The following is a 23,014-nucleotide window of genomic DNA, read 5'->3' as shown; positions in this document are numbered from 1 at the left end:
CTCTACTGGCGGGCGGCCCCGGCGCGGGACCGGGGCTCGGGCGACCGAGGGCCGGTGGGCCGCTCAGCGCACCGGGAAGCCGAAGGCGTACCCCTGTCCCTTCAGCCAGGGCAGGACCTCGCGCAGCGCGGCCAGAGTCTGGGAGCGCTCGCCGCCCGCGTCGTGGAAAAGGACGGTCGGCCCGTTGGCGATCTCGCGCTTGACGGTGGCGACCATGGTGTCCGCGCCGGGGTGCTCGAAGTCCTTGGTGTCGACGTTCCAGCCCAGCGGGCGCATCCCGTGCGAGGCGGCGAGGTGGCGGCTGTACGGGGTGAACGCGCCGCCCGGAGCCCGGTAGTACTGCGACCGGACGCCTCCGGACGCCTTGATGATCATGCGTTCGGCGTCGAGGATCTGCCGGGACTGGTACGCCTCGGACTTGGTGTCCATGGCGGTGTCGTGCGAGACGGTGTGATTGCACAGCCGGTGGCCGTCCGCCACGACCTTCTTGACCAGGTCCGGGTACGCCTCGGCCTGCGTGCCCACCATGCAGAACGTGGCCTTGACGCCTTCGTCCTTCAACAGGCGCAGCACCTGCGGGGTCCAGACCGGGTCCGGCCCGTCGTCGATGGTGATGTTGACGCCCCGGGGGCCGCTCTCCGAGGCGTGCGCGATCTCCACCGCCACCTTCTCCACGGGCCGTTCCCCGGCGGCCGAGGAGGAGGCCCCGGCCTGCGGGAGCCCCGAGGCGGTGTCGGCCTGGGCGGTCCACATCGAAGCGGCGGCGGCCAGCGCCGTGACGCCGAGCGCCGCGGCGAACATCTTGCTGTGCCAGGCCCGTCCCTTGTGCTTCGCCATGTCCGCCCGCCCCTTGTGCCGTCTGTGTGGATGCCGTGCACCCCTCCAGACACGCGCGCCTCCGAAAGGGCTCCCCCGGTTACCGATCGCGGACATTCCTGAAGGGAAGCGGCGACAATCGACGACCGCCCGCGTCACCGGGCCGGGGGCAGGCGCGGCCGGGCGGCGGGCCCGGGGCGGCGGGCGTGAGGCGGCGGGGCCCTCAGCGGGTCCTGTCCTCGGCGAGGGTGTGGGCGACCAGGGCGTTGGCGTGCCCGTGGCCCAGGCCGTGCTCGGACTTGAGCCAGGCGACCAGTTCCATGTGCTTCGTCGCCCCGGAGGAGCGGATGAGGTCCTTCCACTCGGAGACCGGGCGACCGTACTTCTTCTCGATGGAGGGGAAGTAGCTGGCAGGGCCCTTCACGGCGTCGGTCATGGCGTGTCCCGTCTGTGGTGTGCCGAAGTGCGGTGGTGTGCCGAAGTGCGGTGTGGGCCGGACCGCCGTGGGCGCGGCGTGCGGTGCGGTGGTGCCGGCGCCTGTCGCCGGTGGGTCCGCCAGGGCGGTGCGGCTGTACTGGACAGTGTTCCCCAGGGGTCTGACACCGGCCCCGGAACGCCGGGCGGCAGACGTGCGGCACGCCGGTGAGCGGCCGGGGGGACGGTCGTACGGAAGGGGCTGGTCGTACGGAAAGGGCCGGTGGTCGGCTTCCGCTCGTTCACCCCCTGGCGGCCGCCCGGGGGAGCTCCTCGCGGATCGTGGTGATCAGGGCGTGGCCGGCCTCGTGCGCGGCGGCACTGCCTTCGGCCGGGGTGGTGCCGGCGCGCTGGTGCAGCACCACACCGACGATCAACCGGGTGGTTCCGGCGACCTCCTGGGTGGTGGCCCACACGAGGTTGCCGCCCGCCGGGGTGGAGGAGCCCGTCTTCAGACCGATGACGCCGTCGCGCCCCAGCAGCTTGTTCGTGTTGCGGAAGACGGTCCCGGTGCCCGGAGCCGCGACGGAGGCGGTCGCCACGATCTGCCGGAAGGACGGGTCCTTCATCGCGGTCCGGGCCAGGCGCAGTTGATCCTCGGACGTGCTCCTCGTGCTCGTCTCCATGCCGCTCACCCCGGTGTACGTGGTGGCGCGCATGCCGAGGCCGGCGGCGGCCCGGTTCATCTTCGCGACGAACGCCTCCTCCGTCCCGGCATCCCAACGGGCCAGCAAGCGCGCGATGTTGTTTCCGGACGGCACCATCATCAGTTCCAGTAGCAGGCGTTGGGTGTACTCCTTCCCGGCGATCACGGGAGCGGTCGTCTCGACGGAGGAGTACGACTCGTCGGCCGACCGCTGGTCGGCGACCACGGTCGCGCCGGGAGCACCGGCCCGCATCGGATGGTTCTTGAGGATCACGTAGGCCGTCATGACCTTGGTGACGCTGGCGATCGGGACCGGCTTCTGTGCGCCCCGGGTGCCGAGACTGCCGATGCCCTCGACCGCCACGCTCGCCTGGCCCTCGCGCGGCCAGGGCAGGTGCAGCGACCGGGCGAGCGGCGTCACGGCCTCCCCCGGACCACCGGCGGCCGACCGGGCCGGGGGCCCGCCGCTTTTTTCCACGGCGTACCACCCTCCCGTCCCCGCCACGAGCATCGCTGCGGCGGCCAGCGGGACGAGCACCGAGCGGCGGAAACCGCCGACCCTCCCCGGCGCGCGGGCGGGAGCGGGGCCGGGCCCGGGGCCGGGGGCGGTGCCGTCGCCGGGGCCGGGGCCGGGGCCGGGCTCGGGCAGAGGACCGGAGGCGGAGGCCGGGCCCGGCGTGGGCTCGGGGCCGGAGGCCGGGCCGGGTGCGGGTTCGGAGCCGGAGGCCGGGTCGGGCATGGGGTCGGGCGGGGGGCCGGGCATGGGGTCCTCCAGATGGGGATGCGGTGTGCCGTGACCGCCACCTTCGAGGAGTCGTTCTTCCGGACCCGTACGGCGCCGTTTCCGCCCACGCGTGAGTGCGTTTCGGTTCCGTATCAGGCCGTCAGGCCGTCAGGCCCTCAGGCCGTCAGGCCCTGGGCTCCGGGCCGTCAGACCGGCGGCGGGGACAGGTCGAGCGTGGCGACCGCCCCGCCGCCCGGGGCGTTCGCGAAGGTCAGCCGGGCTCCGAGCACCTCGGCCTGGCCCTGGGCGACGGTCAGGCCGAGACCGTGCCCCCGGCCCCGTTCGCTCGCGCCGGTACGGAAGCGCTGCGGCCCGTGCTCCAGCAACTCGGGCGGAAAGCCCGGTCCGTGGTCGCGTACCGCGATCCGCGCCCCGGCCACGGTCACCTCGACGGGGGCCGCGCCGTGCCGATGGGCGTTGGCGACGAGGTTGACCACGATCCGCTCCACCCGGCGCGGATCGGTCTCCACGACCCCGACCGCCCCGACAGGCTCCCCGGGCTCGGCTGCCCCGCCGGCCCTGTCCGCCCTGTCCGCCCCGGACGCCCCGGACGCCCCGGTCGCCTCGATGGGCTCGACCGGCTCGACGGCACCAGCCGCCCCCTCCGTCGCGCTCGCCCCGGCGGGCTCGACGGCCACACGGGTGTCCGTGCCGGTACGCCGCACCACGTCCGCGACCAGCTCCCCCAGCGGCACCGGGTCCAACCGGGCCCGCTCGACGCCCGCATCGAGACGGGAGATCTCCAACAGGTCCTCGACCAGCGCGTTCAGGGCCCGCAGCCGGTCCCGTACGAGAGCCGCCGCCTCGTCGTCCTCGGGCAGCAGTCCGGCGGCGGTGACCAGGCCCATGAGCGGGGTGCGCAGTTCGTGGGCGACGTCGGCGGTGAAGCGGCGCTCGTTCTCCAGCTTGCGCTGGAGGGCGGTGGCCATGTCGTCGACGGCCGCCGACATCGCGGTGATCTCGTCGCGGGCCCGCCCGGCGGGGCCGATCCGGGCGTCCAGGTCGCCGTCGGCGATCCGGCGGGCGGTGAGGGCCCCGTGGCGCAGCCGCCGGTTGATCGGTTCCGTGGCGAGGGCGGCGAGGGGGACGACGACCAGAAGGGCGGCGAGGACGGATGTCACGATGCTGCGGTCCAGGAGCTGGAGGCTGCGGACCTCGGTGCTCATGTCCTCCCGGACGACGAGGTAGCGGTCGCCGCCGACCGCCGCGGCGCCCCACATCCAGTACCAGTTGGGCGGATCGACGTCGTACCAGGTGGCGTACGCCTCCCCGGCCGACGGCCCGTCCGTCTCTCCGGCCGGCCGGTCCGGGAGATCGCGGGCCAGGGGTTCGGGCAGCTCGGCCCGCGTCCGTACGTCGATGTCCGCCGGGGCCTCCCCCGTACGCCCGAACTCCCGCTCGGCGGCGGTCAGCCGGGTCAGCGTCCGGTCGGTGCCGACGCGCAGGCCGCGTTCCCGGGTCGCGTCGTGCACCAGGAAGCCGACCACGGCAGCGACCGCGCAGCACGCGGCGGCGGCGAGCGCGGCGATCTTCCAGCGCAGGGCGCGGGGATTGAGGAAGTCCACGGGGCCGGTCCGCCGTTCAGCCGCGGACGAGCTTGTAGCCGAAACCGCGTACGGTCTCGATCCGCCCGCTGCCGATCTTCTTGCGCAGGCGGAGCACGCAGAGGTCCACGACCCGGGTGTCGCCCTCCCAGCCGTAGTCCCACACCTCGCGCAGCAGGCGGCGGCGGTCGAGCACCGTTCCGGGCGCGGCGGCGAACTCCAGCAACAGGCGCAGCTCGGTGGGGGTCAGCGCCACGGTCTCCCCGGCCCGGCGGACCTCCATGCCGAGGGTGTCGACGGTCAGGTCGCCGAAGACCAGGACGTGGTCGGGGGCCGCCGCCTCCGCCTTCCGGTCGCCGCGCGCCGCCGAACCGGTCCTCCGCGAGGCGGGCCCCTCCGGGTCGGGCCGGAAGGTGGCGCGGCGCAGCAGGGCGCGGATCCGGGCGACCATGACGGCGGTGTCCACGGGCTTGACCACGTAGTCGTCGGCCCCCGCCTCCAGGCCCGCCACCACATCGAGGGCGTCGCCGCGCGCCGACATCATCAGGACCGGTACGGAACTCTCCTCGCGGATACGGGTGCAGAGGCCGATGCCGTCCAGCGCGGGCAGCATCACGTCGAGGATCAGCAGGTCGTGCGCGCCCGCGCGGAACGCCTCCAGGCCGTCGAGCCCGTCGGCGGCGACGTCGACGCGGTAGCCGTACCGTTCCAGGGCGAGCTGGACGGCGCGGCGGATGGTGGCGTCGTCCTCGACCACGAGCACGCTGACGGGGATCGGCCCCCGGGGTTGGGACACGCTGCCTACCTGGGCGTTCGAGGTCATCTGTCGGTCGCTCGCATCGTAGTCGGGGGCGGGCGCGGGCCCCGGCCCTCGGACCGCGTCCGCCGGCCGCTCGCGGTCACCGGTCGCGCTCCCCGGTCCCCGATTGCGCTCAGCGCTCAGCGCTCTCCGGTCATCGGTCATCGGTCATCGGTCATCGGTCATCGGTCATCGGTCATCGGTCATCGGTCATCGGCTCAGCGTGGCCGCGACCGGGAGGTGGTCGCTGCCGGTGGCGGGCAGCGTCCAGGCGGCACGCGGGGTCATCCCCCGCACCAGGACGTCGTCGATGCGGGCCACCGGGAACGCCGCGGGCCACGTGAGGCCGAGGCCGTCGCCCGCCTCCCGTTGCGCGGAGCGCAGCCCCGTGGTCACCGGGGCGAGTGCGTCGTCCTGATACGTGCCGTTGAAGTCGCCCAGCACCACGACCCGGGGCGCGGTCTCCGCCCGGAGGGCGGCGGCCAGCTCGCGGGCCGCTTCGTTGCGGCGCTCCGTCGTGAACCCGGCCGCCGAGACCCGTACCGAGGCCAGATGGACCGCGTACACGGCGACGGGCCCGGCCGGGGTCCGGGCGGTGGCCCGCAGCGCGCGGGTCCACGGCATGATCGGTACCGCTCGTACGTCCGCCAGCGGATGCCGGCTCCAGATCCCGACCCCGCCGATCACCGCGTGGTGGGGGTAGGCGGCGGCGAGTTCGCGGGAGTAGACGGTGGCCGAGGCGTCGGACAACTCCTCCAGCGCCAGCACGTCCGCGCCCGCCTCGGCGAGCACCCGTGCGGTGCCGACCGGGTCGGTGTTCTCCTCGTTCACGTTGTGGCTGACCACCGTCAGGTCGCCGCCGTCCGAGCGCTTGTCGGTGAGCGCGCCGCCGAAGAGCGCCACCCAGACGACGGCGGGCGCGAGCACCGCCACGGCGGCGGCCCGGGACCGGCGTACGACGGCGATCCCCAGCAGGAGCGGCACGACCAGGCCCGACCAGGGCAGCAGCGTCTGGACGAGGCTACCCGCGTTGACGCCCGTGTTCGGGATCCAGCCGTGCAGGGCCATCGGAGCGGCGCAGCAGACGGCCAGAGCGGCGAGCAGGCGATCGGCGCGGCGCGCCCCCCGCCGCCGCCCCTCCGGGAGCGCGGGCGGCGGCCCGGCGGCCCCGTCCTTGGTCTCGGCCTCGTCACGGGTCGCCGGGTCCTTCCGGGTGATCAGCACGGCACGCGTCTCCCAACGTCCGATGTCGCGTACACCGGGGCGGGGTACGCCCCCAGCGTCCGCGAGCCGTGCTTCCGGCTGTTCAGGGCGGTGCTTCGAGGGGCGCGCGGGTCTGTATCGGCTGCGTATCGGACGGCGGTGCCGGGGGGGAGGCGAGGCGGCCCGGGTCCGCGCTCGCTCCGCTCACGGCGACCGTACGGACCCGCGGCGGGCCGGGCCCCTCCCTTGCGCCCCCGCGCCCGGCGACCGTACGGACCCGGCGGCCCCACAGCCCCGGACCGGCACGGTCGGGGCGCTCGCGCGCGGACCGCCAGGGCGGCCCGTCCCGGTCAGTCCGTCGCCGTGAGCGGGGCGTACGCGTCGGGCCGGCGGGTCGTCAGGAACGGGAACAGCTCCAGCCAGTCGCGGCGGGCGTCCAGGTCGAGATCGGCGACCAGGACGGCGGGCTCGTCGCGCGGCGCCTGGGCCAGGACCCGGCCGTACGGGTCCACGATGAAGGAGCTGCCATAGAAGGTGAGGCCGTTCTCGGCGCCGATACGGTTCGGCACGATCATGAAGGTCGCGTTGGCGATGGCGTTGCCGGTGATCACCTTCTGCCAGAGCGGCTGGGAGTCGAAGCCCGGGAAGCCGGGTTCGGAGCCGATGGCGGTCGGGTAGACCAGGACGTCGGCCCCCGCGAGGGAGTAGGCGCGGGCCAGCTCCGGGAACCACTGGTCCCAGCAGGTCGGCAGTCCGAAACGGGCCTCGCCCACCGTGACCAGCGGAAACGCGTCGTCGCCCGCCGGTCCGGGGCGGAACCAGTCGTCCTCGTAGTACCCCTCGGTGACGGGGATGTGCGTCTTGCGGGTGCGCTGGGCGAGGGTGCCGTCCGGGGCGACCAGGATCGCGGTGTTGTAACCGAGGCCGTCGTCCTCGCCGCCGGGCGCCGGGGCCTTCTCGTAGAGCGAGGCGTGCACGTACACGCCGTGCGCGCGGGCGGCCTCGGCCGCGAACGTGAAGGTGGGGCCGGTCAGCAGCTCCTCCGGCGCGGCGGGCTCAGGGTGGTCGGCCCGGCGGACGACCGCGAAGTACGGCGAGAGCGTCAGTTCCTGGAGGCAGACCACCCGCGCCCCCTCGGCGGCGGCGAGGCGGATGCCCTCCCGCAGGGCGGCGCGGTGCTCGGCGGGATCGCGGTGCCAGCGCTGCTGGACCGCGGCGACGCGCAGCGGTACGCGGTCGGCGGGGCGGGTCCGGGTCGGGGAGGCGGGCGGGTTGTACGCGGTGATCAGACGCATGACCTGTTCCGGGGACGGGGGCGGGCGAGGGCGGTCGGGGCTGGGGCCAGCCGTGCCGGAACGTTCCGGCACGGCCGAATCTAACCCTGCCGGAACGTTCCGGCAACCCTACGGCCGACCTCGGGCCGCACGCCCTAGACTTCACCTCCGTGACCTCCCGGACCGTGACCCTGCTCGATGTCGCCCGCGCCGCCGGGGTCTCCAAGAGCACGGCTTCCGACGCCCTCCAGGGCGCGGGGCGGGTCGCGGAAGCCACCCGGGACCGGGTCCGCGCGGTCGCGGAGGAGCTGGGCTACCGCCCCAACAGCGCCGCCCGCCGACTGCGCCGCGCCAGCACCGGAGCGGTCGGGCTGCACCTCCCGGCGACGGCGACCCGGCTGGACTACTACATGAACCTCGCCTTCGGCGCGGTGGAACGCGCCCAGGAGGACGGGCTCGACGTGGTGCTGCTCGCCCCCGCCGGGGCGGCGGGCGGGCGGATCGCCTCCCGCGTCGACGGGCTGCTGGTGATCGACCCCGAGGCCGGCGACGACGCGGTGCCGGGGCTGCTCGACGCGGGCGTCCCGGTGGTGACCGGCGAGCGCTACCTCGGCCCGGCCACCGGCCCCAGCGCCGCGGTGGTCTGCGACAACGCGGCCTCCCTGACCGCCCTCCTCGACCACGTCACCGAACGCGGCGCCCGCCGTCCCGCGCTGCTGGCCCCCGCGGGTTCCTCCGCCTGGGCCACCGCCCTGCGCGCGACGGCCCGGTCCTGGGGCCGGGCCCGCAGGGTGGAGGTGGTCCTGCGCACGGTGCCGTTCGCGGCCACCCCCGGGGAAGCCGAGACGGCCACCCGGGAACTGCTCACCGCCCACCCCACCGTGGACGCGGTGATCACCGCCCCGGACGGCTCGGCCCCGGGCGTCCTGCGCGCGGCGGCCGCTCTCGGCCGCGAGATCGGCCGGCCCGGCGACCACGGCCCGCGTCCGGTCGGCGGCCCGCCCGGAGGGCCCGGCGCCCCGGTCGGCCCCGAGGGGCCCGCCCCCGGCCGTGCCGCCCCCGGTCTGCTCGTCGCGTCCTGTGTCGACGGCACCGCCACCCGAGGCGCGGGAACGCCCGTCACCGCCGTCGATCTGCGCCCCGCCGCGTACGGCCGCGCCTGCGCCGAGCTGCTCTGCGACATCCTCGCGGACCGGGCGGCCCCCGACACCGTCCGCCGCCACGCCTGGTCTCTGGAGACCCGCGCCTCCACCGGACCGCCGAACTGACGCACCGCGCGCCACGGGACGCCCGAGCGGAGCGGCACACCCGAAGCGAGCAGAGCGGCACGCCTGAAGCGAGCAGTACACCGGACCGGACACCGGATCGGCCCGGACACCGGCCCGGGGCGGACACTCTTCCGGGGAAGACCGGCGAGGGGGGCGTGGGGGGCGGGCGTGGAGGCCACCACCCGGCGGACTCCGGCGAGCGACGGCGGGGCTGCCGGGTCACACTCGTGAGAACCCGAGTGAGAGGTCTGCCGCGTGGACGTACCGGTGTGGCTCTGGATCGTGTTCGCCGTGACCGTCGTCGTCTCCCTGACGGTCGACCTGCTGGCTCACCGCAATGCGCATGTCATCGGCTTCAAGGAAGCCGGGCTGTGGAGCGCGTTGTGGGTGGGTCTGGCGCTGATCTTCGGCGGGGTCGTCTTCCTGACCCTCGGGACGACCGCCGGGACCGAGTACACGACCGCCTGGCTGCTGGAGAAAAGCCTGTCGGTCGACAACCTCTTCGTCTTCGCGCTGATCTTCGCCTATTTCAAGGTGCCCCGGGAATACCAGCACCGGGTGCTTTTCTTCGGCGTCATCGGGGCCCTGGTGTTCCGGGCGGTTTTCCTGACGCTCGGCGTCGCGGTGGTGAACCGCTTCACCTTCGTGCTGTTCCTCTTCGCCGCGGTCCTTTTCTACAGCAGCTACAAGATCCTCAGCGGCCAGGAGGAGAATTTCGACCCCGGCAAGAGCTTCGCGGTGCGGCTGCTGCGGAAGGCGATGCCGGTCCAGGACCACTACTCCGGCACGCACTTCGTGGTCCACGAGGAAGGACGGCGGGTCGCCACCCCGCTGCTGGCGGTGGTCGCCGCGATCGAGGCGGCCGACCTCATCTTCGCCGTCGACAGCGTGCCGGCGGTGCTCGCGGTCAGCGACGACCTGTTCATCGTCTACACCAGCAACGCCTTCGCCATCCTGGGACTGCGGGCCCTGTACTTCCTGCTGGCGGGGCTGCTGGACCGGTTCCGCTACCTGAGCCACGGGCTCGCGGTCATCCTCGCCTTCATCGCGGTCAAGCTGATCCTCCAGGCCGCCCACAAGATGATCAGCACCTCCATTCCGGAGATCCCGTCCCCGGTGAGCCTCGCGGTGATCGTCGTCATCCTGGCCGTGTCGGTGACCCTGAGCCTGCGCCACCCGCCGGAGAACAAGGACGGCGCCGACGCCGGCTCCCCCGGCGGGAGGTAAGGCCCGGGCAAAGCAGAGCTCAAGGTTTCCAAAAGCCCATGCCCGGCTTATCGTGAGGGAATGGCCAGCAAAGAGCGTGGAATCCGACAGCGGGCCGCTTTCCTGTGCCCGTCCTGCAAACATCCCGTCCCCTCCGAGATCCACCGCCATAAATCCCTCGGGATCTTCGTCCCCGTATGGCGCGCGGGCCCCTGCGAGAACCCGGACTGCGCGGATTACGCCGTCGAGGAGCGGCCCGCACGGGAGCGCGGGACGACCCGGAGGTAGTCCTACGGCATCCGGACGAGCGGCCCGGCAGGCCCATGGCCCGGCCCCGCCGCCGGGGCCGCCCGCCGCCCTCCACCGGGGCCGCCCTCCACCGGGGCCGCCCTCCACCGGGGCCGCCTTCCGTCGGAACCGCCTTCCGCCGGGACCCGCTTTCAGCCTGCCGCCAGGCGGGCGGTGAGCTGCGCCTTCGCCTCGGGCCACTCGTCGGCCACCAGCGAGAAGTAGACGCTGTCCCGCCACGACCCGTCCGGCCGCCGCCGGTGCCGCCGGAGGACCCCCTCGCGCCGCGCGCCGAGCCGGGCGATGGCCGCCTGCGACCGCTCGTTGAGGTGGTCGGTCTTCAGCTGGACGCGCCCCATGCCCAGCTCCTCGAAGGCGTGCGTCAGCAGTAGGAGCTTCGTCTCGGTGTTCACCGGGGAGCGCCAGTGGGCCCGGCCGTACCAGGTCCAGCCGATCTCCAGCCGCTCGTCCGCCACCTCCACGTCCAGAAAGGCCGTCCAGCCCACGGCCCGCCCGCTCGCGCGGTGGACCACGGCGAACGGCACGTACGCGGGATCACCGAGCACCTCGCCCATCCATCCGCGCAACTCCTCGCGGGTGCGCGGCGGGGGTCCGACCAGCCAGCGCCACACCTCCTCGTCGCCGCCGCCCGCCGCGAAGAGGTCGTCGAGGTGATCGACGGCCAGCGGAACGAGTTCGACGTACTGCCCGGTCAGGGTCACGGGCCGAGGCGGGAGCGCGATCATGGGCCGACCCTATCCTGTTTTCACACTAGCGCGTATTATTTTTGCACTAGTACATACTGGCTCCCGGGCTTCCGGCCGAGGGGGAGCGACCCGCCCGCACCCCGACCGGAGAGTCGGCGCGACCCGCCCGCACGCCGCCGTACGTTCCTCCGACGTGGTGCGCACCTGCGATGGATATTCCTCCAGATGGGTGGTACATGCGGGCGTGATCGGCCTAGCGTGTCGCACATGCAGTCCTACACGATCGGCCAGGCAGCACGTCTTCTCGGGGTCAGCCCCGACACCGCTCGCCGCTGGGCGGACGCCGGCCGGGTCGCGACCCATCGCGACGAGTCCGGCCGCCGCCTGATCGACGGCCGTGCGCTGGCCGCCTTCTCGATCGAGGTCGGCCAGGGCGCGGGCGGCGAGGACGAGGACACGTACACCTCGGCCCGCAACGCGTTCCCGGGCATCGTCACCGCGGTGAAGCTCGGAGACGTCGCGGCCCAGGTCGAGATCCAGGCCGGTCCGCACCGGCTCGTCTCGCTCCTGACCCGGGAGGCGGTGGAGGAGCTGGGTCTGGAGGTCGGCATGCGGGCGACCGCCCGGGTGAAATCGACCAACGTGCACATCGACCGCGCCTGAGGGCCGACGCGCCGGTCCGGACACCCCGGGGCCGGCGCGCCGCTTCGGACACCCCATGGCCGCCCCGTCCGCCCCGCCGCACACCACCCCTTCCGCAGCCCCGTCGGGCCGGCTCGCCGCCGGCCGCACCCGCGCCCAAGGAGACCCGCCCCTCATGCACCCGCCGCTCACCCGCCGCCACGCGGTCGCCGCCGCCCTGGCCGGCGCCCTTCTGCTCCCGCTCGCCGCCTGCGGGGGTGGCGACTCCGCCGCCGAGGACGCGAGCAGCGGCCCCGGAGCCGCCTCCGGCGTCCCGAAGGCCGACCTGACGGTGCTGGCCGCTTCCTCCCTGACCGACGTCTTCAAGCGGGCGGGGGCCGCGTACGAGCAGGAGAACCCCGGCACGAAGGTGACGTTCTCCTTCGCCGGCTCCCAGGAGCTGGCCGCCCAGGTCGAGCAGGGCGCACCCGCCGACGCCCTGGTCACCGCCGACACCAGAACGATGGACGGCCTCTCGGACGACACCGGCGAGCCGACCGTCATCGCCAGGAACCGTCTCGTCATCGCCACCGGCGTGGGCAACCCGGAGAAGGTCGAGGGCCTGCGGGATCTCGCCGACCCGAAGCTGAAGGTCGTCCTGGCCGCCCCCGAGGCGCCGGTGGGCCGCTACAGCCGGCAGATCCTCGACGCGCAGAGGATCGACGTGAAGCCGGTCTCCCTCGAGCCCAACGTCCGCGCGGTCCTGTCCAAGGTGTCGCTCGGCGAGGCGGACGCCGGGCTGGTCTACACGACCGACGCCGCCACCGCCGCCGACAAGGTCGAGGCGATCGGGATCCCGGACGCGGAGAACGCCGTGGCCTCCTACCCCGCCGCCACCCTGAAGACGTCCGAGAACGGCGAGGCCGCCGCCGCGTTCGTCGCCTGGCTCTCCACGCCCGCCGCGCAGAAGATCCTCCGGGACGCAGGCTTCCAGCAGCCGTAGCCCCCGTACACCCGCCCCCCCCGCCCCCCCCGCCCCTCCCGCCCCTTCCGGCCTCCCGGCCTCCCGGCGGAACCCCCGCAGGCGTGGACCGCCCCCGCACCTGCCGCCCGCGTACGGGGCCCGCCCTCGCCCCCGCCGCCCGACGTCCCGACGAGGTCACCCATGAAACGACCGGCCGTCCGCCGTACGCCCGGGGCCCGCGCCCCCCTGCTGCTGACGGTGCCCGCCCTGCTGGCCGTGGCGTTCCTGATGCTGCCGCTCGTCGGCATCCTGGTCCGCACCTCCTGGAGCGAACTGGGCGACCACCTCACCGCCGGGGCCACCACCGAGGCGCTGCGGCTCTCGCTGCTGGTCTCCCTGTGGACGCTGGCGCCGGCACTGCTGCTCGGGGTGCCGCTGGCCTGGCTGCTGGCCCGGGTGCCGTTCCCCGGCAAGGCGTTCGTCCGCACGCTGGTGCTGCTGCCGATGGTGCTGCCGCCCACGGTCGGCGGTGTCGCCCTGCTGCTAGCGTTCGGACGGCGCGGGCTGCTCGGCCCCTGGCTGGAGGAGACCTTCGGCGTCACCCTGCCCTTCCACACCTCGGGGGCGGTGGTCGCCGCCACGTTCGTCGCGATGCCGTTCCTGGTCATCTCGCTGGAGGGCGCGCTCGGTGGACTGCGCCCCCGGTACGAGGAGACCGCCGCGTCCCTGGGCGCCTCGCCGGTCCGGGTCCTCCTCACCGTGACGCTGCCGATGGTCGCCCCCGGGCTGATCGCCGGAGCCGCGCTCACTTGGGCGCGAGCGCTCGGCGAGTTCGGCGCGACCATCACCTTCGCCGGAAACCTCCCCGGCGCCACGCAGACCCTGCCGCTCCAGGTGTACCTGCTGCTCCAGGACTCCCCGGAGGCCGCCACCTCCGTCTCGCTGCTGCTCCTGGCCATCGCGATGATCGTGTTGATCGCGCTGCGGGGCCGCTGGACCGGCGGCCCCGGCGGCCACCGGAACCCCGCGGGCCGGGAGGCGGCGGCCCGCCCGGAGGAGCCCGCGCCCGCCGCCCCGGCCCCGCTCCCCGAACCGCCCGGCGGCCCCGGGACGAAGGGGGCCCGCGCACCGGAGAGGACCCCGCCCGAGCCCTGGCCGCTGCACGCCGACGTCACCGGCTTCACCCGCCTCACCCTGGACGCCGGGCCCGGCACCACCATCGCGGTGGTCGGCCCCAACGGGGCGGGCAAGACGACACTCCTGCGGGCCCTCCTCGGCCTCACGCCCCGCGCACACGCCTCCCTGGTCCTGGGCGACCACGACGTCACCGCACTCCCCCCGCACCGCCGGGGCGTGGCCTGGGTGCCCCAGGACGGGGCCCTCTTCCCGCATCTGAGCGCCCTCGCCAACACGGCGTACGGCCTCCGCGCCCACGGCGTCCCCCGCGCCGAGGCCCGGCGCGAGGCCCAGGACTGGCTGGACCGGCTCGGAGTCGGCCACCTCGCCCACCGCAGGCCCGACCGGCTCTCCGGCGGCCAGGCCCAGCGGGTCGCCCTGGCCCGTGCTCTGGCGGCCCGCCCGCGCCTCCTGCTGCTGGACGAACCGCTCGCCGCCCTCGACCAGACCACCCGGGCCCGCGTGCGGCACACCCTGCGCGGGCACCTCGCGGAGTTCGGCGGGGTCTGTCTGATCGTCACCCACGACCCTGTCGAGGCGGTTTCGCTGGCCGACCGGGTCCTCGTCCTGGAGGACGGCCGGGTCCTCCAGGACGAGCCGCCCGCCGAGGTCACCCGGCACCCGCGCTCCCCGTGGGTGGCCCGGATGCTGGGCCGCAACGCCTGGCCCGGCACCACCACCGCCGAGGGCCTGGCCCCGGCGGACGGCGGGCGGCTCGTGGTGGCCGAGCCCCTGCCCGCGGGCGCGCCCGCCCTCGCGGTCATCGGCCCGGAAGCCGTCTCCGTACACCGGGAGCGGCCCACCGGCTCCCCGCGCAACGTCTGGCCCGGCACGGTCCGCGAGATCACCTCCGGCGGCAGCCGGCTGCGGCTGCTGATCACCTCGCCCGAGGCCCCGGACCTGGTCGCGGAGATCACCCCGGAGTCCGCCGCCGAGCTGGACCTCGTCGACGGGAGCACCGTCTGGACCAGCGTGAAGGCGACCGAGGCGAGGGTCGTCCCGCTGTGACCGCCCCGCCGCCGCGGTCCTGCGCGCCGGGAACCGCGCCCCCCTCCCCGCACGTACTCCTGTACGAGCCACGCGAGACGCGCGAGACACGAAAGACAGGATCCCCATGTCGCTGTTCGGCAACGCCCACACGATCGACCCGGCCACCGCCCAGCAGGACTACGCGCGGCTGCTGGGACAGGGCGAGCAGATCCACGCCGCGTACCTGCTGGTCCGCGACAGCATCCTGTTCACGGACCGGCGGCTGATCCTCGTCGACAAGCAGGGCATCACCGGCAAGAAGGTGGAGTACCGCTCCGTGCCCTACCGCAGCATCACGCAGTTCTCCGTGGAGACCGCCGGGACGTTCGACCTCGACGCCGAGCTGAACATCTGGGTCTCGGGCAGCCCGGTGCCCCTCACGAAGACGTTCACCAAGGGCGTCGACATCTACGAGGTCCAGGGGCTGCTCGCGCAGTTCGTCTCCCGCTGACCCGGGCCCCCGCCGCCGCGCCGCGCGAGGCCCGGGGCTCCGCGGGGTTCAGAAGGCCGGGCGCAGCCGGGCCGACGCCGAGTGGCCGGGGACGGCGGCGCGCATCCGCGCCGCGCGCTCGCGCAGTTCGGGCAGCCGGGCGTAGAGCGCGTCGCCGGGACAGCGCGTCTCGAAGCTGTCGCGGTGACCGGAGACGACGTGCAGCCGGGCCACCTGGCCCTCGTCGAAGCGGCTCTCGTCGTTCGTCGAGACCAGGTCGACCGTGCCCAACGGGTCCGCGCCGGGCCGGAGTTTCCACGCGACGAGCTTCACCAGCGCGTCCATCATCGGCTTCGGCACCTCGGCCCCCGGCCCGAAGTCCCCGATCGCCGCGATGCCGACCGTGTCCGCGTTGAACCCCTTCGTGTGCGCGCCGAGCACCGAGCGTCCGACCCCGCCCGCCCGGCCCTCGTAGAGGGTGCCGCAGCGGTCGACGAGGAAGTTGTAGCCGATGTCGTCCCAGCCGTCCTGCCGGATGTGGTCGCGCTGCACGGCCCGGATCAGGTCGGGGGCGTCCGCGCAATCGTAGTCGTTGGGGTTGCCGGTGTGGTGCACGAACACCGCCCGCGCCGCGCCCGTGTAGTGCGGCCTCTCCCGGACCAGCTTCTCGTCCGCGTGCCACTCCCGGCGGCTGACGAGGGCCGGTTGCGGAAGCCCGCGCGGCGGCCGGGGGCCGGAGGCCAGCTCCGACCCGGGCGTGCGGGACGCCGGGCCGTCCCCGAGGACCATGAGGGCCAGGGGCAGGGCCAGAACGCCCAGGACGAGTCGGCGGGACCACATGGACTCCACCCTGCGGCCTGCTCTCCGGCCGCGCAGAGGAGCGGGCCGTTCGGGTGACCCCCCGCCGGTGAGGGCGATCCATCCGGAATGCGGGTTTCGCCGGGTCTTCCTACGATGAGACCCGGATCATCGCCCGCTTCCGGCGGGGGTGCCCGGCGGAGCGAGGACCCATGGCCCACGACGCCCACGGCCGCGTGCGGGACGAACCGGACGTCGGCCTCAGGCCGAACGCGATCGGGTTCGTCGACGCCCTGGTGATCGGCCTCAACGCGACCTCCCCGGCGTACTCGCTGGCCGCCGTCATCGGCCCGATCGTCGCCCTGGTGGGGATCTACGCCCCGGGCGTCATGTTCGCCTCCTTCGTGCCGATGCTGCTGATCGCCTCCGCCTTCTACTACCTGAACAAGGTCGACCAGGACTGCGGTACGACGTTCTCCTGGGTGACCCGGGCGATGGGCCCGTGGGCGGGCTGGCTGGGCGGCTGGGCGATCACCATGACCGGCGTGCTGGTGGTGGGGTCGCTGGCCGACGTGGCGGTGAGCTTCACCCTGCTGGCGGTGGGCCTGGACGGCTGGACCGGGAACGACCTCGTACGCCAGGTGCTCACCGTGCTGCTGATCGTCGTCATGACCGGGGTGTGCGTCGTCGGCACCGAGCTGTCGGCCAAGGTGCAGAACGTGCTGATCCTCCTCCAGGTGGCGTTCCTGCTGGTCTTCGTCGTGGTGGCGCTCTACCGGGTGTACGCCGGCACGACCGGCTTCGACTCGATCGAGCCGGCCGCCGACTGGCTCGACCCGTTCGGCGCGGGCGGAGCGGCGCTGACCGGCGGGCTGCTGCTCGGCGTGTTCGTCTACTGGGGCTGGGAGTCCGCGGTCAACCTCACCGAGGAGACGGAGGACTCCGCGAGCGCCCCCGGCCGGGCGGGCCTGTGGTCCACCGTGGTGCTCCTGGTGACCTACCTGTCGGTCGCGTTCGCGGTCGTCGCCTTCGCGGGGACGGCGTTCCTGGCGGAGAACGCGGGAGAGGAGGAGTTCGTCTTCGCCCGACTCGCCGGGGACGTCCTGGGCGGCTGGGACTGGATCCTGCTGCTCGCGGTGGCCACCTCCGCGCTCGCCTCCACCCAGACCACGATCATCCCGGCGTCCCGGACCGCCCTGTCCATGGCCCGCCGTCAGGCTCTGCCGCAGCACTTCGGGCACATCAGCCCCCGGTTCCGTACCCCGGACGTCAGTACGTGGTGGGTCGCCGGCATCGCCATCGCCTGGTACGTGGCGGCCAACCGGATCTCCACGAACGCCCTCTTCGACTCGCTCACCGCGCTGTCCCTCCTGATCGCCTTCTACTACGCGCTCACCGGGGTGGCCTGCGCCGTCTACTACCGCCGCCATCTCACCGAGAGCGCGCGGAACCTCTTCCTCATCGGGCTCGGCCCGGTGGTCGGCGCCGGGCTGCTGGTCTGGCTGCTGGTGCGTTCGATCATCGACATGGCCGATCCGGCCAACTCCTACAGCGGCACCTCCTGGTTCGGCCTCGGCCCGCCGCTCGTCATCGGCATCGTGATCTCCCTGGTCGGCGTGGTGTTGATGGTGGTGTGGCGGCTGCGGGACGCGGTGTTCTGGCAGGAGCGCCCAGGCGTGGCGGACCCGGTCCTGGTGCACGGGACGATCACGCGCTCCGGCGGGGACGGCGGCCCCGGCATGAACGGCGGGAGCGGCGGGGACGGCACGCACGGGGAGAGCGGAGGGCCTGGACCGGCGGGTGGGCCCGGCGCCGGGAAGGGGAGGTGAGATGTCGGTCGTCCTCGGTTACGACGAGTCCCCCGGCGCCGCCCGCGCCCTGCGCATCGCCATCGAGGTGGCGGCGGCGTACGGCGAGGAACTGGTCCTGGTCCACGGGGCCGCCGCGCCCGGGCTGCGGGACGGCGCGGAGTACCGCAGCCATTACGAGGCGATCCGCCAGGCCGGACGCAGCGGACTGGAACACGCGCTCACCGCCGCCGAGGAGGCGGGTGTCCCGGCCACGGTCGAGGTGCTGGACGAGAGTCCGGCCCAGGCCCTGCTGAACGCCGCCGAACGCCACGGCGCCCGGGTCATCGTGGTCGGCACCTGGGGCGAGAGCCCGATGCGCGGGGCCCTGCTGGGCTCGACCCCGCACAAGCTGCTGCACATGTCGTCCGTCCCGGTGCTGTGCGTCCCCACGGAGGACGACGCCCCGCACCATCCGTAGGCGGCGGGGCGGGGCGGTTCGCCCTGCCCCGCCCCCCGGGCCGGACAGGGCGCCTCAGGAGCACATCGGGGGAGGGCACATCCGCCCGAAAAGGACGGGTCGCGGTGATGCACGACACAGCCGAGGGAGGGAACGCGTCCGCGTTCTAAGGTGTCAGGATGCCTTCCCCCCTCACCTCCGGGCAGCCGCGCCACACCGCCGTCGCCGGCCCCGCGGAGACCGACAGCCCTCCGGTCGACAAGCCGCCGACCGGGCACCCGTCGGCCGGCGGCCCGCCGGCCGCAAAGCCCCCGAACGGCGACCGGGACCACTTCTTCGACAACGCGAAGTACCTGGCGATCGTGCTGGTGGCGATAGGACACGCCTGGGAGCCGCTGCCGTCCGGCCGTCTCGTGGAGGCCGCGTACACCTTCATCTACACGTTCCACATGCCGGTGTTCATCCTCATCGCCGGCTACTTCTCACGGAACTTCGAGCTGACGCCGAACCGGGTGTGGAAGCTGGTCACCAGTCTCCTGGTGCCCTACGTCCTGTTCGAGGCGCTCTACACGCTCTTCGAACGGGTCGCGGACAAGCCGGACTACGCCCTGTCGCTGCTGGAGCCCTACTGGCTGCTGTGGTTCCTGCCCGCCCTGTTCCTCTGGCGGCTGTCCACGCCGCTGTGGCAGGCGGTGCGCTTCCCCCTGCTGGTCTCGCTCGCCATCGCCGCCCTGGCGACGGTGTCACCGGCCGCCGACGGGAGCCTCCAGGTCCAGCGCGTGCTGCAGTTCCTGCCGTTCTACGTGCTCGGCCTGCGGCTGCGCCCGGAACACTTCGCGGCCCTCCGGGCCCCCTGGGTGCGGATCGCGTCGGTGCCGGTCTTCGCGGCCGGGCTGCTGGTGGCGTACTGGCTGGTGCCCCGGACCAGCACCTCGTGGTTCTTCCGCAAGAACAGCACCGACCGGCTGGACATGGCCGAGTGGACGGGCCCGACCGCCACGCTCCTGCTGTTCCTGGCCGCGGTCGTGCTGGGCGCGTGCTTCCTGGCCTGGGTGCCCAAGGGCCGCAGCTGGATGACCGCGCTCGGCACCTGCACGCTGTACGGATACCTCCTCCACGGCTTCGTCGTCCGGGGGCTGAAGTACAGCGGCTTCTACGACGACCCGTTCTACGACACCACTGCGGGCACGGTGGCGGTCACCCTAGGCGCGATCGCCGTCATGACCCTGCTGTGCACGCCCCCGGTCCGCCGTCTGCTGCGCCCGCTGCTGGAACCGCGCATGGCATGGGCCCGGCAGAAGCCCCCGGCCGTCCCGGCCCCCTGAGCAGCGGGCGCCGGGCGGTCGGAGGGGCCGGGAAGGTCAGTGGTCCACGACGACGGTCCGGCCGAGGACCGCGACGTGCTCCAGGACGTCTTCGAGCGGGTCGTCGATCTGCCCGGTCGAGATGAGGGCCACCCGCGGCCCGTTGTGGGCGTCGGTGTGGGTCTCGTCGGCGTGGGCGGTGGTGGCGGACAGCACGCACGCCACCACCGCGAGAACGAATACGGTCAGCTTGCGGTTCATGATCGCGATCCTCGCACCCCGGCGGCGGGCGGGAACGTCCTTCACCGGCGCTCCGGCCCGCCGGGGGACGGCAGGCCCCGTGCCCGCGCCGGGATCGGCGGCCCGGAGATCCGCCGGTCCCGCCGGGTGATCATTTCGCCCGTCCGCTTGACGGCGGCCGGGCACCACGGCGCCCGGGCGGGCGTGCATGCGGATGGACGTACGGACGGGCGGGCGGACATGCCGATACCCGGACGCCCGGTGTACCGGCGGCGTCCGGGTATCCGGAGGTGCGGGCGTCCCGGCGCCCCGCCATGCGTGCGTACCGGCGTCCTGACGGACACCGGTACGCCCCCGCTCAGGCGGCGCGGTTGGCCCGGCGCTGTGCGGCGGCCTCGCGGGCCTCGGGCGTCGGCACTCCCGGACGGCCGCGTCGGGCCGGGGCCGCACCGCCGCGCCGGGTACCGCGCCCCATGAACGCGCCGCCGCTCCGGCTGCCGCGCTCCTTGGGCGAAGCGATGGCGGGGACCGGGACGCCGGAGGGCGCCTGCGCACCGGTGATCCGGCTCAGCTCGGCCTCTCCCGAGCGGACCTGGGCGATCTGCGGGGTGATCCCCGCGTCCGCCATCAGCCGCGTCATCTCGCGACGCTGGTTGGGCAGCACCAGCGTGACGACGCTGCCGGACTCACCCGCACGGGCGGTACGGCCGCCGCGGTGCAGGTAGTCCTTGTGGTCGGTCGGGGGGTCCACGTTGACGACCAGGTCGAGGTTGTCGACGTGGATGCCGCGCGCGGCGACGTTCGTGGCGACCAGCGCCGTGACCTGGCCGGTCTTGAACCGCTCCAGGGTGCGGGTGCGCTGCGGCTGGGACTTGCCGCCGTGCAGCGCCGCCGCCCGGACCCCGCTCTGCAGCAGGTGGTCGGTGAGCTTGTCGACCGCGTGCTTGGTGTCCAGGAACATGATCACGCGGCCGTCGCGGGCCGCGATCTCCGTCGTGGTGGCGTACTTGTCGGCGCCCTGGACGTACAGGACGTGGTGCTCCATCGTCGTGACCGCACCGGCGGCCGGGTCGACGGAGTGCACGACCGGGTCCTTCAGGTAGGTACGCACCAGCAGGTCGACGTTGCGGTCCAGGGTGGCCGAGAACAGCATCCGCTGCCCGTCCGGGTTGACCTGGTCGAGCAGTTCGGTGACCTGCGGCATGAAGCCCATGTCGGCCATCTGGTCGGCCTCGTCGAGGACGGTGACGGTGACCCGGTCCAACCGGCAGTCGCCGCGCTCGATCAGGTCCTTGAGGCGGCCCGGCGTGGCGACGACGACCTCGGCGCCTCCGCGCAGCGCACTGGCCTGACGGCCGATGGACATCCCGCCGACGACGGTCGCGAGGCGCAGCTTCAGCGACCGGGCGTACGGGGTGAGCGCGTCGGTGACCTGCTGGGCCAGCTCCCGGGTGGGGACGAGGACCAGGGCGAGGGGGCGCTTGGCGTCGGCGCGGCGGCCGGCGGTACGGGCCAGCAGCGCCAGGCCGAAGGCGAGGGTCTTGCCCGAGCCGGTACGGCCCCGGCCCAGGACGTCCCGGCCGGCGAGCGAGTTCGGCAGGGTGGCCGCCTGGATCGGGAAGGGCACGGTCACCCCCGCGGTGGTCAGCGCCGCCTTCAGGGGCTCCGGCATCTCCATGTCGCCGAAGGCCTCGACGGCGGGGAGGGCAGGGGTGACGGTCACGGGCAGGGCGAACTCGCCCTTGGCGCCGGACGCGGAGCGGCGGCCGTAACCACCGGACCGGCCCGAGCCGCCGGAGCGCTTGGGACCGCCGCCGAAACCGGCGGCGCGGCGCTCGCCGCCGCCGGAGTACCGGGGCGCGCCGCCGGAGCGGGTACGGGAGAACCTGTCGTTCGAGCGGGGTGTGCGTTCGCGGTTCATGCGGAACCTTTCCTCGATAGGGCACGTATCGAGGGATTCCTCGGGTGGAGCAGCCGTGAACGGCACCCGGAATCGCAAGAACGAGCCGATGAAATGACAAAAGAAAACGAAGCCCGGCCGCCGGGAATCAACACACCGGACGCGGCTCCGTCGAGGGGCGCGCGCTGCGGGCCCCGGAAACGACAACGAGCCGGGGCCCGCACCCCAAGGTGCGGGCCCCAGCTGCGTCGTGCTGCCCGAGTGATCAGGCGGGGGTGATGTTCTCGGCCTGCGGGCCCTTCTGGCCCTGCGTGACGTCGAAGTTCACCTTCTGGCCTTCCTGCAGCTCGCGGAAGCCGCTGGAGGCGATGTTGCTGTAGTGAGCGAAGACGTCGGCGCCGCCGCCGTCCTGCTCAATGAAGCCGAAACCCTTTTCCGAGTTGAACCACTTCACGGTGCCAGTAGCCATGTCATATCTCCTTAGGGGCAGAGCCCGCGGGCCCACACTGTGTGGACCCCACGTCGCCGCAATGATTACCCCGTCCGGATAACACCGGAAAGACAAAAGCGCGCCTACCGATATCTGATCGGCAAGAGCACTTGAAGTTTTTGGGAACCACAACTGCAACCGGGATCTACCGTAGCACGATCACGCCGGAGAAGCAGGGTGTCCATATCACCGGCCGCGTCGGGACATGAAATTCTCATCAACCATTGCGTGAAATTCTGTGCTGTCGAATGCAGATATTTTTCGGCCCGCCGGGAGGATGCCCCCGCCCGCGGGCGGAGCCTTCGTCAGCGTCCGGCGGAACCCGGGGAGGGGGGCGTGGGGCCGCGCAGCTCCTCGTTGAGGCGCAGCGCCTCCTCCAGCTGGTCCTCCAGGATGACGATCCGGCAGGCCGCCTCGATGGGCGTGCCGGCGTCGACCAGCTCGCGGGCGCGGGCGGCGATGCGCAACTGGTAGCGGGAGTAACGCCGGTGGCCCCCCTCGGACCGCAGCGGCGTGATCAGGCGGGCCTCCCCGATCGCCCGGAGGAACCCCGGGGTCGCACCGATCATCTCCGCGGCTCGCCCCATCGTGTAGGCGGGGTAATCGTCGTCGTCGAGCCGGTCGGTGGCGTGCGAGGGGGTCTCCGGGGGCATCTGCACCTCTTCCGTCACGCGCGGAACCGGAGGAGCCGGGCGCTGTACGCCTTCGGGGTGCGCCTCGGCTGCGTACCGCTGTGACACGTGACTGCGCAAGAAAGCCTAATCGCACGCCGGAGACATGTCTATCGCGACCGGATGAGATTCGGG

Annotated in this window: 22 protein-coding genes; 9 read left to right on the top strand and 13 right to left on the bottom strand. The window is 73.6% G+C overall.

Annotation, left to right across the window (positions count from 1 at the left end; translation table 11 throughout):
* Positions 1 to 63 precede the first annotated feature (63 nt).
* From AMK24_RS13620 to AMK24_RS13585, 7 genes are all read right to left on the bottom strand, one after another.
* Positions 64 to 837, bottom strand: a complete 774-nt coding sequence (locus tag AMK24_RS13620) for a polysaccharide deacetylase family protein (RefSeq protein ID WP_073768454.1) — start codon at positions 835 to 837, stop codon at positions 64 to 66.
* A gap of 202 nt (positions 838 to 1,039) precedes the next feature.
* A complete protein-coding gene (locus AMK24_RS13615) occupies positions 1,040 to 1,252 on the bottom strand; it encodes a DUF4287 domain-containing protein (protein WP_073768452.1) in 213 nt (70 codons plus the stop codon).
* Positions 1,253 to 1,532: 280 nt separating this feature from the next.
* A complete protein-coding gene (locus tag AMK24_RS13610; RefSeq protein WP_073768918.1) occupies positions 1,533 to 2,447 on the bottom strand; it encodes a D-alanyl-D-alanine carboxypeptidase family protein in 915 nt (304 codons plus the stop codon).
* A gap of 419 nt (positions 2,448 to 2,866) precedes the next feature.
* Positions 2,867 to 4,285 (bottom strand): sensor histidine kinase, encoded by a 1,419-nt coding sequence (locus AMK24_RS13600; protein ID WP_242435141.1) that lies wholly within the window; start codon positions 4,283 to 4,285, stop codon positions 2,867 to 2,869.
* A gap of 16 nt (positions 4,286 to 4,301) precedes the next feature.
* Positions 4,302 to 5,087, bottom strand: a complete 786-nt coding sequence (gene cseB, locus AMK24_RS13595; RefSeq protein WP_073768450.1) for a two-component system response regulator CseB — start codon at positions 5,085 to 5,087, stop codon at positions 4,302 to 4,304.
* Positions 5,088 to 5,273: 186 nt separating this feature from the next.
* Complete coding sequence (locus tag AMK24_RS13590; RefSeq protein WP_384579781.1) at positions 5,274 to 6,167, bottom strand: endonuclease/exonuclease/phosphatase family protein; 894 nt, start codon at positions 6,165 to 6,167, stop codon at positions 5,274 to 5,276.
* A 449-nt stretch (positions 6,168 to 6,616) separates the two neighbouring features.
* Positions 6,617 to 7,561 (bottom strand): carbon-nitrogen hydrolase, encoded by a 945-nt coding sequence (locus AMK24_RS13585; RefSeq protein WP_073768446.1) that lies wholly within the window; start codon positions 7,559 to 7,561, stop codon positions 6,617 to 6,619.
* A gap of 149 nt (positions 7,562 to 7,710) precedes the next feature.
* Between AMK24_RS13585 and AMK24_RS13580 the strand changes: the two genes are divergently transcribed.
* Together AMK24_RS13580 and AMK24_RS13575 are read left to right on the top strand one after the other, a co-directional pair.
* A complete protein-coding gene (locus AMK24_RS13580; protein WP_073768444.1) occupies positions 7,711 to 8,808 on the top strand; it encodes a LacI family DNA-binding transcriptional regulator in 1,098 nt (365 codons plus the stop codon).
* 255 nt (positions 8,809 to 9,063) lie between these two features.
* Positions 9,064 to 10,035, top strand: a complete 972-nt coding sequence (locus AMK24_RS13575) for a TerC family protein (RefSeq protein WP_073768442.1) — start codon at positions 9,064 to 9,066, stop codon at positions 10,033 to 10,035.
* A gap of 419 nt (positions 10,036 to 10,454) precedes the next feature.
* On the opposite strand, the gene AMK24_RS13565 is transcribed toward AMK24_RS13575, so the two are convergent.
* Positions 10,455 to 11,048 (bottom strand): GNAT family N-acetyltransferase, encoded by a 594-nt coding sequence (locus tag AMK24_RS13565; protein ID WP_073768439.1) that lies wholly within the window; start codon positions 11,046 to 11,048, stop codon positions 10,455 to 10,457.
* Positions 11,049 to 11,276: 228 nt separating this feature from the next.
* Here AMK24_RS13565 and AMK24_RS13560 point away from each other — a divergent pair, with 228 nt between their 5' ends.
* The 4 genes from AMK24_RS13560 (at position 11,277) to AMK24_RS13545 (ending at position 15,250) form a co-directional block, all read left to right on the top strand.
* The gene (locus AMK24_RS13560) at positions 11,277 to 11,672 is read left to right on the top strand and encodes a TOBE domain-containing protein (RefSeq protein ID WP_073768438.1); all 396 of its coding nucleotides are present in this window, start codon (positions 11,277 to 11,279) and stop codon (positions 11,670 to 11,672) included.
* A gap of 154 nt (positions 11,673 to 11,826) precedes the next feature.
* Entirely contained in the window at positions 11,827 to 12,633 is an 807-nt protein-coding gene (gene modA, locus AMK24_RS13555) for a molybdate ABC transporter substrate-binding protein (RefSeq protein WP_073768437.1), read from the top strand.
* Between the two features lie 162 nt (positions 12,634 to 12,795).
* Positions 12,796 to 14,778, top strand: coding sequence for an ABC transporter permease (locus AMK24_RS13550; RefSeq protein WP_073768436.1), 1,983 nt, complete (start codon positions 12,796 to 12,798; stop codon positions 14,776 to 14,778).
* 106 nt (positions 14,779 to 14,884) lie between these two features.
* Positions 14,885 to 15,250: a PH domain-containing protein gene (locus tag AMK24_RS13545; RefSeq protein WP_073768434.1), complete on the top strand. Its 366-nt coding sequence runs from the start codon at positions 14,885 to 14,887 to the stop codon at positions 15,248 to 15,250.
* Positions 15,251 to 15,298: 48 nt separating this feature from the next.
* Here AMK24_RS13545 and AMK24_RS13540 read toward each other — a convergent pair whose 3' ends face one another.
* Positions 15,299 to 16,069 carry a peptidoglycan recognition protein family protein gene (locus tag AMK24_RS13540; RefSeq protein ID WP_073768433.1) on the bottom strand — a complete coding sequence of 257 codons (771 nt, stop codon included), beginning with the start codon at positions 16,067 to 16,069 and terminating at the stop codon, positions 15,299 to 15,301.
* 170 nt (positions 16,070 to 16,239) lie between these two features.
* On the opposite strand from AMK24_RS13540, the gene AMK24_RS13535 reads away from it, so the two are divergent.
* The 3 genes from AMK24_RS13535 (at position 16,240) to AMK24_RS13525 (ending at position 19,599) form a co-directional block, all read left to right on the top strand.
* Positions 16,240 to 17,856, top strand: a complete 1,617-nt coding sequence (locus AMK24_RS13535) for an APC family permease (protein ID WP_242435140.1) — start codon at positions 16,240 to 16,242, stop codon at positions 17,854 to 17,856.
* Position 17,857: 1 nt separating this feature from the next.
* On the top strand, positions 17,858 to 18,295 hold the full coding sequence (locus AMK24_RS13530) for a universal stress protein (protein ID WP_073768431.1): 438 nt from the start codon (positions 17,858 to 17,860) through the stop codon (positions 18,293 to 18,295).
* A 158-nt stretch (positions 18,296 to 18,453) separates the two neighbouring features.
* Positions 18,454 to 19,599 (top strand): acyltransferase family protein, encoded by a 1,146-nt coding sequence (locus AMK24_RS13525; RefSeq protein ID WP_073768429.1) that lies wholly within the window; start codon positions 18,454 to 18,456, stop codon positions 19,597 to 19,599.
* 36 nt (positions 19,600 to 19,635) lie between these two features.
* Here AMK24_RS13525 and AMK24_RS13520 read toward each other — a convergent pair whose 3' ends face one another.
* From AMK24_RS13520 to AMK24_RS13505, 4 genes are all read right to left on the bottom strand, one after another.
* On the bottom strand, positions 19,636 to 19,839 hold the full coding sequence (locus tag AMK24_RS13520; protein ID WP_073768916.1) for a hypothetical protein: 204 nt from the start codon (positions 19,837 to 19,839) through the stop codon (positions 19,636 to 19,638).
* 337 nt (positions 19,840 to 20,176) lie between these two features.
* Entirely contained in the window at positions 20,177 to 21,739 is a 1,563-nt protein-coding gene (locus AMK24_RS13515) for a DEAD/DEAH box helicase (RefSeq protein ID WP_073768427.1), read from the bottom strand.
* Positions 21,740 to 21,983: 244 nt separating this feature from the next.
* Complete coding sequence (locus AMK24_RS13510; protein ID WP_018522223.1) at positions 21,984 to 22,187, bottom strand: cold-shock protein; 204 nt, start codon at positions 22,185 to 22,187, stop codon at positions 21,984 to 21,986.
* A gap of 326 nt (positions 22,188 to 22,513) precedes the next feature.
* A complete protein-coding gene (locus AMK24_RS13505) occupies positions 22,514 to 22,861 on the bottom strand; it encodes a MerR family transcriptional regulator (RefSeq protein ID WP_073768425.1) in 348 nt (115 codons plus the stop codon).
* Positions 22,862 to 23,014: the final 153 nt, after the last annotated feature.

Source organism: Streptomyces sp. CB02366 (assembly GCF_001905905.1).
Taxonomy (GTDB): Bacteria; Actinomycetota; Actinomycetes; order Streptomycetales; family Streptomycetaceae; genus Streptomyces.
This window is presented reverse-complemented; position numbering and strand designations above follow the sequence as displayed.